The organism is Marinagarivorans algicola (assembly GCF_001292705.1).
Taxonomy (GTDB): domain Bacteria; phylum Pseudomonadota; class Gammaproteobacteria; order Pseudomonadales; family Cellvibrionaceae; genus Marinagarivorans; species Marinagarivorans algicola.
The window spans coordinates 85,276-99,594 of record NZ_LGAK01000016.1 but is presented as its reverse complement, the minus strand read 5'-3'; the positions used below and the strand labels follow the sequence as shown (position 1 = coordinate 99,594).

7 protein-coding genes are annotated in these 14,319 nt (G+C 44.7%); 2 read left to right on the top strand and 5 right to left on the bottom strand.

Going from position 1 to position 14,319, the window contains the following annotated elements:
• Positions 1–134 precede the first annotated feature (134 nt).
• The 3 genes from AC438_RS07340 to AC438_RS07330 all read right to left on the bottom strand — a co-directional run bounded on the left by AC438_RS07340 (position 135) and on the right by AC438_RS07330 (position 5,570).
• Positions 135–3,080, bottom strand: a complete 2,946-nt coding sequence (locus AC438_RS07340; RefSeq protein ID WP_053980597.1) for a DUF349 domain-containing protein — start codon at positions 3,078–3,080, stop codon at positions 135–137.
• Positions 3,081–3,253: 173 nt separating this feature from the next.
• Positions 3,254–4,012, bottom strand: a complete 759-nt coding sequence (locus AC438_RS07335; RefSeq protein ID WP_053980596.1) for a J domain-containing protein — start codon at positions 4,010–4,012, stop codon at positions 3,254–3,256.
• Between the two features lie 76 nt (positions 4,013–4,088).
• Positions 4,089–5,570, bottom strand: a complete 1,482-nt coding sequence (locus AC438_RS07330) for a Ppx/GppA phosphatase family protein (RefSeq protein WP_053980618.1) — start codon at positions 5,568–5,570, stop codon at positions 4,089–4,091.
• A gap of 492 nt (positions 5,571–6,062) precedes the next feature.
• On the opposite strand from AC438_RS07330, the gene AC438_RS07325 reads away from it, so the two are divergent.
• The gene (locus AC438_RS07325; protein WP_053980595.1) at positions 6,063–6,602 is read left to right on the top strand and encodes a hypothetical protein; all 540 of its coding nucleotides are present in this window, start codon (positions 6,063–6,065) and stop codon (positions 6,600–6,602) included.
• Between the two features lie 1,701 nt (positions 6,603–8,303).
• On the opposite strand, the gene AC438_RS07315 is transcribed toward AC438_RS07325, so the two are convergent.
• The gene (locus tag AC438_RS07315; protein WP_082354021.1) at positions 8,304–9,512 is read right to left on the bottom strand and encodes an alginate export family protein; all 1,209 of its coding nucleotides are present in this window, start codon (positions 9,510–9,512) and stop codon (positions 8,304–8,306) included.
• Positions 9,513–10,731: 1,219 nt separating this feature from the next.
• Here AC438_RS07315 and AC438_RS07310 point away from each other — a divergent pair.
• On the top strand, positions 10,732–11,679 hold the full coding sequence (locus tag AC438_RS07310; RefSeq protein ID WP_053980592.1) for a hypothetical protein: 948 nt from the start codon (positions 10,732–10,734) through the stop codon (positions 11,677–11,679).
• A 455-nt stretch (positions 11,680–12,134) separates the two neighbouring features.
• On the opposite strand, the gene AC438_RS07305 is transcribed toward AC438_RS07310, so the two are convergent.
• Positions 12,135–14,243, bottom strand: a complete 2,109-nt coding sequence (locus tag AC438_RS07305) for an EAL domain-containing response regulator (RefSeq protein WP_053980591.1) — start codon at positions 14,241–14,243, stop codon at positions 12,135–12,137.
• Positions 14,244–14,319 lie beyond the last annotated feature (76 nt).

Genomic DNA, 14,319 nt, shown 5'->3' with positions numbered 1-14,319 from the left:
ATTTATTGGCGCTAGGTAACACTTAAAAGAGATAGATTACATTTCGCTCCAGAGAGCCGGTAGCCTCTAGGCTGATGGTTGGCAGTATGTAAAAGGGCCAGCATTTGCGGGCCCTTTTACATACTGCCATTGATTTAAGCTGAAGCTGATGCACTGCTTAATTGCGGAAAACAACATCTGATAAAGCGTGCTTGCAATGTGTTAAATTCGGTACTGGAGCAACCATTTACGGCTAGCCATTGTGCTGTTAGTGTGGCGGGCGTGTCGTTTTGGCTGCTACCGAAGCTTTGTTGCAACGCCTCCACTTGGTATTCCATGCGCAATTGTTTATCGCTTTCAGGGCTGTCTATACCCTGAGCAATTTCGGCGCGAATACACAGCAAGCGCAGTTGTTTAACGGCGTTATCATTGGGAGTCGCTATTTGCGTTAAGCGTTTGGTTAAAATGGCGACGCTATTACCGGGCAATTTTTGTGCTTGAAGCTGTGTGTTAAATGCTTCGGTTTGCTCAGTGATATCGCCCTCGGCTGCTTCTAGAGTATTGAGCTGGCTATTTAATTCGAATAATACACCCCAGACTTGCTCTTTAGCACTGTTACGGTACTGCTCTATATTAGCCTCGATAGATTGCAATGCTTTTTGCAGTTTTACCACTTGTGCTTTAGGTAGCTCACCTAGAGCATAAAAAGCTTCTGTGATTTCATTCACTTGGCCGCTGAGTGTTTGGAGTTCTTTGCCTGGCTTTTGGCTTAGGGTTATGAGCTTTTCTATCTGTGCCTCAGACTGAATAATCAGTTGATCGCGTTCGGCATTAGCTTCATCAAAAATGGCTTGGCGTTTATTAAATACCTCATCGCAAACAGAGCGAAACGCTGCCCATAGCTGTTGATCAGCTTTGCGATAGCTACGACCAATGTGCTTCCAGTTGGCCTGCAACTGTTTGATTTGTTCGGCAGCGGCTTTGATGTCTGGATTTTGTGCGGCACTTTGTGCTTGAGCTATTAATTGCTCTTTTTGTACTTTGGCAGTATCAAACGCTGCATTCATGTGTGCATAAATTTTATCGAGTACGGCATCAAAGCGTGTTTGAATTTCTTTTTGCTGTTGACGTGGTACAGGCCATAGCGTTTTCCAGGTGTCTTTGGCTACGCGTAGCGTTTGCTCTACGTCTTTCCAAATAGCTTGACTCCAATCGTAGGCATCGTAGTAGTTGTTCATTTGCGCGATTAAGTCTAGGCGTGCCTGGGCGTTATTTTCACGGGCTTGAGCTTGCTTAGCAAAATGTATTTTGCATGGTTCGAAGGCTTTGTCGGCGCTGGCTTGAAAAGCTTGCCAAATTTCGGCATCTTGATTTTCGCCGCCTTTGCATAATAGTTTCCATTCATCTTGTAGGCTGTGAATTTTTGCAGCGAGATCATCGGGTGCTAATGTGGAGTTGTGCAGGCTATTCATGGTATCGACGAGTGCTTGCTTTTTCGGGGTGACAGCAAATTCATGCCAGTCACCTAATTTAGCTATTTCGGTGTCAAGATCTTCTAATTTACTGGCTAGCCCTTGAGGAATACTGGGAATCTGCTTACGCTTGTCGTCGAGTTCGCGGTATATGCCGCGAGCTCGGCGGACTTGACCATTGCGCGCTGCACTACTGGCGCGACGCATTAGGTCGCTGATATTGCTAATGAGTGCTTTGCGGGCAGCGGCTTGCGCTTTTTGCGCTTTTTGCCAATCGGCTATTGCCGCTTGTGCTTTTTGTGCGGTGGTGCTGGTAAAATCTTTAAATTGGCTGCTAAACGCTAATAGCTCGGCAATTTGATTGCATACGTGCTCAAGCTCTGTCGTTTTGTGTGTATGAGCTGTTCCAATATTGTTGTGTGCGATGTTCTGCTCTTCGGTGCTAGGATTATTAGCGCTGGGCTGGTCGGCTTTTTCTGGTTCAGTAGAGGCGTTTTGCGTAATTTTTTGGGTCAGTGAGCTGAGAAGCTGACCTTGTGCAATTTTATTGAGTAGCCCATGGGTTGCTTCGGATACTTGATAAAAATATTGCTGGGCCGCTTGCTGTTTCTTCTGTTGGGTTTGACGTAGCTTGATGGATTCGGGGGTGTCTTCGGTGGCCTGTATTTCGCTTTGAGCACGACTAATGAGTGAACGTACATTATCACTTTGGGTTTTAAGCTGTTGCTCGGCTTGTTGTTGCCTGTCGGTTGTCCACTGTGTTGCATCATAGAGCTCGGCCGCTAATTGACTCACGGCCTGGGTGGCTGCATGAATTCCTGCGATAGCAGCATTGGCGGATTCTTCGGCTTGTGCTTTGGCGTGTTCTTTAGCTATTTCGGCATCAATGACTGCTTGGCATTTTGCAATGGCGTTATCAAAGCGGGTGTGTAGTTCGGGGGTTGCATCGGATTTGGTGTCTTGCCATGCTTTTTCGAGGTTAATAAATTTATGCGTGTATAAATGGTCGAATGGTTTTTTGCCATGACGCTCTGCATCGTTACATAAGCTGGCAATTTCAGCATGTTTTTGAGCTAAGGCTTCATCTTCGGCTTTGAATACAGCTAAGGCGGCTTTAGCAATTTTATAAACATGCTTATCTTTACCTTTTGCACCTTTTAACATGGCTTCGATAGCGGTGCGCTCGGTGACTTTTTCGGCGGCGGCTTTACGAATGGCGGCGGTAGCTGCTTCGTTGGCTAAAGAGGCAAGTGCGCTTTGTGTGTGCTCAGCGCTGAGTATTTCGGCGGCGGCCTTTTCACTAAAACTGCATAGCGTCAGTAGCTCATTGGTGTTGGCGGCATCACGTGTAACTTGCGCTAGTGTCAGTGTTTCTTCTTCGAGTAGTTTGGCTATACGCTGACGGGCTGCAGTTTTATGTTTACTGCTGTTATTGTTTAGCGCAATGTCAATAAGCTCGGGGCAATAGTGTTGCGGTACGTCAGGCTCGACTTTGGCATGAGTACCACTTATGCCGTTATGGTTCGCTGGGCCATTGGTTGAAGCGCTTGCGGCGTGGTTAGAAGCAGCGGCCGAGCGTGCGGCTTTGCTGGGAGCTTTTTTAAACAAACGGCTAAAAAAGGATATCATCGTGGGTTCTCTGCAGTTGTCGGTTTTCAAAATGCTTAAGGTTATTAAAAGCTAGCAAAAGGCCCCTAGCATAATCAATGTGCTTAAAAAATGCACGTAAGGGCGCTAGGGGTCGTATTTTTTGGGGGAATGAGTGGGGGGGGTGGCGTCGCCATGCACTTGGCGTAAGCGGGTTACTCATTGTGGGCGTGATGTGCCAGCAGTACTTCACGCGCTTGATTAACGCGTGCCGCTAAGTAATCACTGCCTCCCTTATCGGGATGGAGTTTACTCATGAGGCGCCTGTGCACAGTAATGATTTCTTTTTTTGTCGGTGTTTCTTTGAACCCAAATATTTCCATGGCCTCGCTTAGCGGTACACTGCTTGATTGGTTCGGCGGGTTTGAGTGGTTGCTATGGTGGTGATCGTGTTGCGCGCTGTCAAAGTGCTCTTGATTTTTATCGGTAAAAGTATTGGCGAAGCCTCGACTTCGGATATAGGCGGTCAATAAGTAGTATGATTTTTTGTCATGTTCATTAAAGAAGCGATGCAATTTTTGGATGTCATCTTCTTTTATATTACCAAGATTTTGCTCGGCAAACTCGCCTTTAATGACTTTACCTGTCATTTGGCCATTGGCGACACTGACGGACATGATTAAATATTCACTGCGAAAGGTCGCATTGCCACCGCTTTTAGCTAGCCACATTTTAGCCAGTGGCATACCCCAGCGTAAACCAAAACGGCCAAAAGTAGCGACTGCCGCGACTAACCCAGCTATAACCGGTACACGCCCTGTTATAGCGCCCACAATAACGGCTACCACCACCACAGCAATGACCCCTTTAAGGATCCAGCTTTTACGCTCCTCGGGTTTGGCTTTTTTGTATTTATGAATAAACGAAAAAAGCGCAGCAATAATGGCGATACCAATAATCAGTTTAATAATCATAAAAAATGGTCAGTATAAATGTAAGGTGAATGTCTGTATGCGGCAGTTATAATCGCCATGGCAGTCACTGTTTGAGTTATCTCATGTTAAGGCTAAAACCGACGGCTTCCAAATAACGGGCTTCTTGCTCTAGACCTGCTTGTGTTAAAGGGTGCTGCGCCAGCCACTCGGCATTAAAGATCAGTTGTATGTTGGGGCTATTTAGGGTGATTTCTACTGAGGTATCTACACCGTCGCGTCCGCGATTTAAGATGACAGCCAATCGCAGGCAAATGAGCAGTGGCATAATGGCGGCAATGGCTTTAGTGGGCAAGGTTGTCAGCTTGCCGGTGATTTTTTTGCGATGGCAGCTGGCAATGTTGGCCAGTAGGGCTTGTTCGTGGCGGCTAAAGCCGGCGAGGTCGGCGTGCTGTAAAATATACAGGTTGTGGTGGTGGTAGCCTGAGTGTGAAATACCCAGGCCCAGCTCGTGTAATTGCGCTGCCCAGTTAAGTAACTTGGTGCGCGAGGCACCGGGCAAAACAGGGCCGTCTATTTGTCGCCATAAATGTGCAGCCAAATGGCGTACACGCTCGCCGTGTTGGGTATCTATACGGTATTGCTGCTGTAGCTTTTGAATCGTACGTTGACGAATATCATCGTCGCCTAAGCGGCCTATGGTGTCGTAGATTAAACCCTCTTTTAAGGTGGCATCGGCGACGTGTAAGGTTTTGATATTGAGCTCATCATATATCGCTTTTAATATCACAATGCCTGCAGGCAATACGCTGCGCCTTGGTTTAGAGAAATTACCACTGTTAATCTCACCGTCATTTTCAAGCACACCGATAAGAAGATTAAGGCTTTTGGCATTAATGACTGCTCCGCCGTCGTATTCTTGGCATAAGTCGGCAATTGCGCGCATGGTACCCGAGGTGCCGTAGCTGATATCCCAGCCATGCCTTACATAGTTGGCGCGAATATCTTCGATGCGTTCGCATACAGCTAAATAAGCGGCCTTTAAGCTTTTGGCATTAACCCCCTGTGCAAAAAACTCACGAGTAATCGCAACACAACCAAAGTCTAGGCTTTCGAGGAGTTCGGGGGTGCCATCACAGCCAATAATAAACTCGGTGCTGGCGCCACCAATATCAATGACAAGGCGCTGGTTATTGTCGTTCACGACACTGCGACTTAACCCTTCGTATACTAAGCGAGCCTCTTCATAGCCCGAAATAATTGCAATAGGATAGCCTAAGGCCTCTTCGGCGGCAGTTAAGAAGTCACCTGCTGCATCGGCATCACGTAGTGTTTTTGTTCCCACTACCCGCACTTGATGTGCCGGTATATCACGCAAGCGCTCGCTAAAGCGATTGAGGCAGGCCAATGCGCGCTCGCGGGCTTCTTCGCTCAAATTACCGTCATCTTGTAGGCCGCGAGCCAATTGAACCATATCTTTTTCACGGTCTACCGTTTTAATGAAGCCATCCTCTAGCTGCGCTACTAATAGATGAAAGCTGTTTGAGCCTAAGTCAACAGCAGCAAAGTAAGGGGGAGCAGCATGGATAGAGTTTGTCATGATGAGTCGTGCGCCGTTACACAAAAATGTGGGAGTGGGCATTATGCCAAGGCTTACGCTTTTTGCCAGTGTTGGTGGCTTTGGTATCGGAATCTTCTTGAAATACTACTCTTTGGGCGCGTATTGACAAGGTTTTTGTTCTTCTTTGTACATTAAAGTGCTCTAAGCATTTTGTGATTAGATGTTAGCGTTCTATGCGCGTTTATCTTAGCACCGCTAATCCTACACATACCCCTTTGGTAGCTTGTTATTAGAGCTTTTTGGCGTATTCAATTACCTTTTATATAGCGAGTCAGTTTGACAGTGTGCTTGATTTTTATGGGGCTTATTTCGTTAATGCTAATTATATAGGCGCTTATCGTGAGTGTGGTATAGGTGGAGCTGAGTTGTGCTGGATTGCGTTGTGTTGAGCGGTATGGTCCTAAATAAGACTAAATCGTAGACATTAAAAAAGCAGATGACCAGTAGCGTTAATAAGCAGAGGTAGATGGTATGCGCAATAAAATAGTGACAATATTTAAAGGGTGTATGTGTTTAGGCTTGGCTGTTATCGTCTCGATTTTTGGCCCTGCTAAAGTGAGTCATCATCTTGATGCCTTTTGGGTTGAAGAGGCGCATCATGCATTATTAAGCGGCTTGGTTGAGGCCCGCAAGCATGCTTGGGAGAACCGAGTAACTGTAGAGCTTTGCGCAGCGACTGCCGCACGTGTTTGCATTACCCCTGAAGATAGCGATATTGAAGGCTGGTTAATGTACGAAGTGGGCCCAGAGCGCCAGCGCACCAGTATTCAATTTTATAGTTTTCATGCGGAGTATGTCGGGCTAACGGCCAGTGATCGCTTTGCTCGTTATACGCCACTGGGTTTTGATGCTGATGGCTATAGCGTGCAAGCAAATGTTATTGGTTTTGATGTGTATTCGCTTAGCGGTGTGAGTACAAAAAATTACACCGTATTAGTTGAGCCCAGTGGTGCGCTGCAAACGTTGGTCAATGGTACGCTGCGCTCAAATAGGCAAATTGCACAGCGCTAATGCTTTTTTACTCTCAATGGCACTTAAAATTCAAAGCGACAGTATCCATGGCGTAATACTGTCGCTTCATGAATATTGTGGGCGGCTGTATTTTATTATCGCTATGCAGGCTGTACTTTTGAATTATACAGGCTGCACTTTTGAATGTAGTTAAACCGCTCGCAGTTATGGTTATTAATAAAAAATTGACTGTTCTCTATGACTTGCTCGTTAACTGTATGGCAGCTAAATGACGCCCACAGTGCAGCCTGATTTAATACTGTGCATTCTTTTTCGTGTTTCTTTAGTCCTACTTGTACCTCCCCTAAGCGCTGTATATTCTGCTCTCTGTACTATTGCTGTATAAATTTCGAGAGGTGACTGGAAAGTGGCTGGCTTGGGTGTGCTTTACTTGCAGGTTGTGGCAGCTTGTTATGTCATGGTTTCGGTGGCCTTGATGCACACAGTAATAATTGATTCAGTGGCGAGTGTAGATGTGTACGGTTTTGTACATTATGGCGCCGCCCACACTGCAATCCAAAAACACTGGATGAATGTGTTAGCTGATCAATTTTGCGTGTAATGACTTTGACCACTATTGAATAGCTGCCTATGGCTATATTGTGAGCCCCCTCGGTATAGGCAAGGCAAAATAGTCGATATTTGATCTTTGATTTTTTCTTGAGGTATAAGCTTTACTCTGTATCTTTTCTGTTTATGGCTTTAATATTTTTGCATATTTTTATGAGTCATTGATTTTTTCGGCATATTCTCTTTATTGACCTTAGTTTCAAACGATTGTTTTAATAAATATGTTCAATCTTGCGCCACTATGTTGATAGATACATTATCAATTTTAAAGCGACCTTTTTATTGCAAATAAATACCCCTATCATTCGTGCCGGTTGTTCATGTCTGCATTATATTTTATTTATGAGTGTCTATGCTCGTATTTTGACATATAGTTAATTTGTTATTAATTTTTTTATGATTTTTTTGGGGAAGGTATGGCTGTCTTTTTAGGTGAAGGTATGGTTATCTTTTTAGGTGGTATGTCGCTAGGTATGAAAACGGCGAGGCCACTATGAAGGAGTGGGTACGAGATGGATTATGTTTATTTGTCTGTATGCTAGGCGGAATATTATCTGTTTATTTGTTATTTTTTGCAGCTGAAAAAGTCATTCCTTATTAGGCGAAGCAGCTATTGTTTAGGTTTTTTAATGAGTAGTTTGACGCATTAAAGCTCTTTTACATGCCTAAGTACCTCAATGCTTCAGGTTGTAATGAAATGATTATATCGATCCATTTTTTGTAAGAAATTTAGCTTCAAGCTTATCGAGAACTCTAGGTTAATAAGGTTGCTATTGTTTACTGAAAAGTGGGTCGCTCACATGCAAAAAACGATTGATACTAACCCTAAAAACAATAAAAGAAGTGGCGATTGTCGATGTTGGTGTCCGCTATCTGGTCACGCTAATGATTATGAGAACGTTTGGGGGATTTTTGAGAGAGCTTGATGGAAATAAGAATTACCTAGAATCCAAGAGGAGTGATACGAGCAAGCGCCGACTAAAATACTGAGTCATGGCCTCCACTATTGCTGATGACTATAGAGCAAAAATTATACTGTATACCCAATTTTATGAGGAGGCCTTGGCATCTGCGGTAATGACTGAAAGGTCGATTTTTCAACTTGGTTAAAAATTTACGATTTCAGTAACGTTAAAATTGTGTCTCGGCTGTCAACCAAAGTTTGCTGGTGTCTTTAAAGTTTGTGGCGTTTTCATCGGCAGAAAAATTGGCATATTTGAGCGATAAACTAATGTTGTGTAGCTTGCCTGTCATAACAATACCTAGCTCACTACCAAAGCGGTCAAAACCTGTTTGTGTTGCATCGTTAACATTAAATTGATGATAAGCAACCGCCAAGTTGATAGCGCCGGCCTGCCCACCCATTTGAAAATAAAGATCATCAATACCCCCTTCAACATTGCCGGTACCACCACCTAAGAATACATCTGTCCATCCTTGGAATTTATGCAAAGTGGCAAAGGGGGTAATGAAGCGCCCTTTATTACGGTCTGTTCCCAAGCTTTCATAGCCTAACTTAAAGGTAAGGGGCTTCATTTTATAAAAAGCGCTTAATCCGAGATAACTGGCAGAGTATTGATTGTTGTTATTACCTGATTCAGATTGTGTGGCTAGCTCGGCTTCATACACAAAAGCTGCCGCTTGACCTGTGGCGCGCATACCTAAAGTTGCATTGGATAAAGCGGGCACCGATACATTATCAATATCATAATAATAGCCTGTGAGTTTGATTATTGGGTTGAAAGCATACTGGGCATTGAGTAATAGACTTTGATTGTCATGCTCACCTCTTAGATCTTGCTCGCCAAAGATACGTTTAACCGAGGTAATATAAGCGCCAAATACTGTAAGGTTTTTGATGTCTTTGCTTTCGATACGGAATGAATCATAGGTTTGCTCGTTTTGACGAAACCCCACGCCGCCGACAAATCGCTGGTTGTCGAGTAATATGCGGTTGCGTCCCATTTTGGCAATCGTATGACCGGCTTTATAAGAGAGGAAGTATTGATTGACTTCAGTGCCTTCAGGGTCGCTAATGCTAGCGCCTTGTGGTTGGAAGTTTGTTAGGTGAGTAACGTCATCCATTTCTACGCCTAAACCCCAGCCATTAAAAGATTGCGATATGTAACTAAGGCGAGTTTTTAGAGAGAGTACATCAGCAGTACTTTCTTGAGCATTAATATTAGTGACCGTGACATCTTCGTAGCGCATACGAAAACTGAGTTTAATATCTGCGTTTTGAAGCGCTTGCGTAATAGAAGCCGCCTGCTGAGCAAATGCGGGCATTATGCAGGCGCAGCTAATAGTAGCACTGAGTGTTAATTGGCAAAAAGTATTCATGGTGAGCTCCGGTCATCAAAAAGTTATAGCTTTGAAGGTTCTTTTGGGTATGCGCGTTTAGTGTGTTCTTTATATGGGTGAAGCGATGATATGTGCTTCTGATGGTGCAGCTGTTCGTTAGGTGTCCTTGTTTTTGCAATCATTTAGCTGAGTCGACAAACTCCAGTAGAGACTAGGATCGCCCAGTCAGTGATACATGGGTGTCCAATTGCGGAATCTTTTAATAGTGGTTTTTATGCGCAGTCTTACTTTGGAGCTTGGTATATTGATGTTTGTGTTATATCAATAATCGCCAACAAAGTACTTTATGGCAGATTGAATATTCAGGGTATTGCTTTAGCTACCGCAAAGATCTTGCCAGTTTTTATTTTTTTTAAAAATTAGCGCATGAGTTCTTTTGATGATAGTTCTTTTGATGGTAGTTCTTTGAGTTGTAGGCTTACTGCTATAGCGTTTTTCTATTGCTTAATGGCTACTAAGTTAAGTGTTTGTGCATTATTTTGTATCTTGGTCGCCGTAGGCGTGTTTTTTTGGGGCGTCAATAGCTTCCTTATTATTTGGGCTGTCTGCGTTGAAGTGTTTACAATGCACAGTTTTGTGGCATGAAGACCAATGAATTGCATTGAATACCACTTCGAGATTGAATTTGCATGTTTACTTTGTTTGAGCGGAGATTATTCCAGAGTCACTATCTCTCATCGCCTCTGTTGCTTAGGGTCTATGCCATCAGAGCTCACTCTGTGCGATAGGGTAAGGTTGAACCGATGACTAGAAGATATTTAACGGGCTAAAATAAGGGATTGAGGTTTAGCGCTGTCGAGTCGTGTTCAAGCTGCGCGCCCTGTCGCTGAATGCGATGGTGAGATTGCGTATAGTCGGTATAAGTGATATTCATGTATTGAATCATTGAAGTTGGTCGAATGACTTAGCGAGCTGGATCGTAGAGGTGTAAAAGAGCGCCTATAAAGGAGCATGTAAGGAAGAGGGTAACAGGCAGTATAATATCGCTGACATATAAAGACGCTACGCGCTAGCGGGCTTAAGCATGCCTGTATCATTATTATACAATCCGAGATTGAGGCTGTGTTGAGCTATTATTATGTGAGAATAAGGTTGAATCATAGAATCTAGCAATAGGGTCTCTTCATGGGCTGTGAACAATGATGGCAGGTTAACCATCAGTAAAAAGGTAGTATTTGATGACTTGTAGGTTTAATCGGTGAAGAGCGCAATTGGCTTATTAGCTTGCGCAGTATTGGTGTGCTCGGTTGTTGCGGCTTTTTGGTTGGAGCAAAATAAAGATTTACGCTTTAAGGTGCGTCAATTAGAGCGTCAAATCATGCAGCTAGAGCTGACCGACACAGCGACAGTCTTAATTCCTCAGGCGAGTTGTCAACCCAGCTCCTTGGCGCCTGCTGTTAAGCCGTTTGATGAAATGGCTATGGCCGCTATGTGCGCGCCCTACATTAATGAACGTGACACTAATATTGATGCAAAACCAATCATGAACGCGGAGCAGAGCCAGCGTATTGTGTTACAAAAATACCGATTATTATTGCAAGCATTGACTTTGGCACCTAAAGATACCGAGACTTTGATGGCGTTATTTGCACAAAGAGAAGCGTTATTAAATGCTCCGGTGCAAGATTACTATGCGAGCCAAAAGCAGGTGGATTCGCTAATTATGGAGCAGCAAGAAGCGTTAACGGCCCTTGATATGCAGGTGTATGACATACTAGGAGACGAAGAGAGCGAAAAATATACACTACTTAAGGATTCCGATTTTGCGCAATACCAGTTGTCTCAATTGCAGCAAGGCTTAAGTGGGGCGAGTGCTTTAACCACCGAGCAACAGAGTCAGTTATTATTGAGTAAACTTACCCATCAGCGTGAATTTGAGCGGACTGTGGCGGGCCTAGTGGCTGATCATAACAGCACTAGCCGTTATAACCCTGTCAACGCCAATAGTCGTAATAGTATAGCTCGGAGCCATCAGCAGGCGCTAAAAAATGCCTTACAGGCCTATAAGCGGGCGTACTTGAGTGACAGTGCCGCGTTTTTGGGGGAGGAGCAATTTACGCGTTTAAAGGCCTTCGAGGGGGCGCAATTTGAAGCGTTACTCGAAAGCTTGCAGCAACAAGTACCTACACTGAAAAACGAAAATTGAGATGCAATATCAAGCCCTAGTGCAAAAAATCGATTCAAGTTACTAGGTATGCCTTTAGTGACCCTAAGCGCAGCTTGGGCGATGTAGGTGTAGAGTGAGTGTGGATGTCTGTGCAGGTATTATAATTTTTTGGCTGGCTTGGATAAAGCTGGGCTAGATAGGGCTGATGGGTGGTATTTGGTTGCGCGCTTTCTTGTGTTGTAACTTTGCTTTAACTGGGCTGTAACTATCCAGAGACCCCGAAATTGGATGCTAATGAATTATTATCTGGCCCACACAAGCCATCGGTGACTTGGTACTCATGTAACGTCTACCCACACGCATCCATGCTGGGGCTGGGCGCTGTATAAGCGCTCTCAGAGCTCATACAGCACCCAAAAAATAATCCATTACTTATTGTAAGGTGAGATTTTTCAGATTGGCTGAATGATTACGGCTAAGCTTTAATTAAAACGTTAATTGTCGCCCTCAAATTCGTAATCCATACTGGCAGTTGGTGCCTGCAAGTAATAGCCTTGAATGTAATGCACGCCTGACTGCCATAATTTTGAGAGTACACTGGCGTTTTCGACAAAGGGCACGATGGTGATTTTTTCGAGAGTGTGCAGTTCAGTCACTAACTCACTAAACTTTTCGGGCGCACCGCTTTGCAGTTCATGGGTGAATGAGCCATCTATTTTGATGTATTTCGCAGGTACATGCTGGAGCGCATTGAATGGGTTAACATTGCAGCCGAAGCGGCTAATACACACGGCGCTACCGAGGTGAGTGAGTTTTTCTGTGAGTGTTTTGGCCTGTGTGATGTGATCGTTGACCTCTGACTCACCGAGCTGAAACACCAAACTATCGCTGGGGAGTTTGCTTGCCTTAAATGCTAGCGCCAGCCAGTCGGGGAGTGTTTTGTCTTTGATCGACGCGGGGCTTAAATTGATAATTAAGCGTGTATTGTGGCCCACCGCGCGGTGCGATGACAGCGTTTTGAGCGCCTCTAAAATAACCCAGCGATCAAGCTTGGCGGTTAGGCCTAGGTTATCGGCAATTCCCAAAAACTCGTCGGGCGTAATCTCATTCCCCTTGCTATCTAGCATGCGCATCAGTACTTCGTAATGCTCTTGGGTTGAGCCTCTTAAACTGAGGATGGGTTGAAACAGCAGTTTAAAGCGGCCGTTGTCTAGGGCTTTTTGAATTAAACGACCAATATCTTTATCGCTACGAGCTGAGTTTTCGCCATCTTCTGCAGGTGGCTCGTAAAGCTCGGCTAGCTTACTTTCATCTTTGCTGGCCAGCGTGCAAGCTTTTAGTGCGTGAATAATCGGGGTGTCGGGAGTTGTGGTGGTTTCACTGAATAAGCCAGCACCCACAAAATATTGAAACTGCAAGCTCGAGCCATCAATGTCAACATAAAACTCACGCAAGCTTGAGCACAGTGCTTGCGCCGCTTCTAGTGCCTCGCTCGCTTGGGTAGTGGGCAATAACACTAAAAACGCACTTGCTCCAAATTGGCAGGCGGTGGCACTGCTGGGGCAAATGCTCTTTAAGTGCGTGGCAATGCTTTTTAAAACGCGATCAGCAGCCAGTGCGCCTACTTTGTTAACCACTGTGGGTAAAAAGTCTTTGATATCAATATGAATGACAGCCCCAGTACTTTCTGACTCGGCGGCAACATCTAAGGCGCGGTGAAGCTTCTCAATGAAACTATTGCGGTCAATTAACCCGTTGTTGTTATCCGTACTTTTGCTAGTGCTTGTCGCTGAGGTTTCTGTGTGGGTATGGCTGGCTGCAGCACTGGTGCCTACGCCAGGCACCAGTAACTGAATGCATGTTTCGTCATCGTAATTAGCAAGGCTAATATCAACATTTAGTGTTTTGTTCTCGCCGCTTTCATTAATCACTTGAAACGCTAAGACTTGCGTATCGAGCATGTTACCTTTACTGGTTACATCCTTTAAAAAGTCTTTTAGCATATCTTGATCGCAAGGGGCAATCACATCAATGATGGGCGTACACTCAAGGTCATCTTGCCCGCTCGCGTAGCCTAGTAGCTCGGCAAAGCTATCATTGGCGTACAAAAACATACCGTCTTCAACAAAGGCAATGGCATCTTTAGAACTGTCGAGCAGCTGTTGATTTCGGCGTTCAACTTCTTTCAGCTTGCGTTGTGCATAGCGACTTTGGCTGCGGTACTCTCGATTGTTGAGTTCACGTGTAATGACTTGTAACAGGTGCTGATCTTCATCGATCATTAGTACGTCGGCGGCCCCTTTTTTAAGGCCATCTACGATGGGTAAGCTACCGTCTTCTTCGGTTAGCATAATCATTGGAACATCTTTATTATGCTTGCGAATTTGTTTTCTGGCGGCCTCGGGTGTTAGGTTGGTTGTATCTACATGGCCAATCAGAAGGTCCCAGCTACGCTCTTGCAGGACTTTGGTTAAGGCTTCTAAACTCTCAACATGCTGCGCATCAGTAGTTTTGCCGGCATTGCTCAACATGCTCACAAGGCGATTAGCCTCATCACGCGAGTCATTTAATATCAATAATCGGATCGGGTTGTTGGCGTTCATTCCGCTCTACTTTATTTATTTGCGTGGTGGAGTATTCCAGTGTTACGCATAGGTGTGTTATATCATTGTAGGCTGA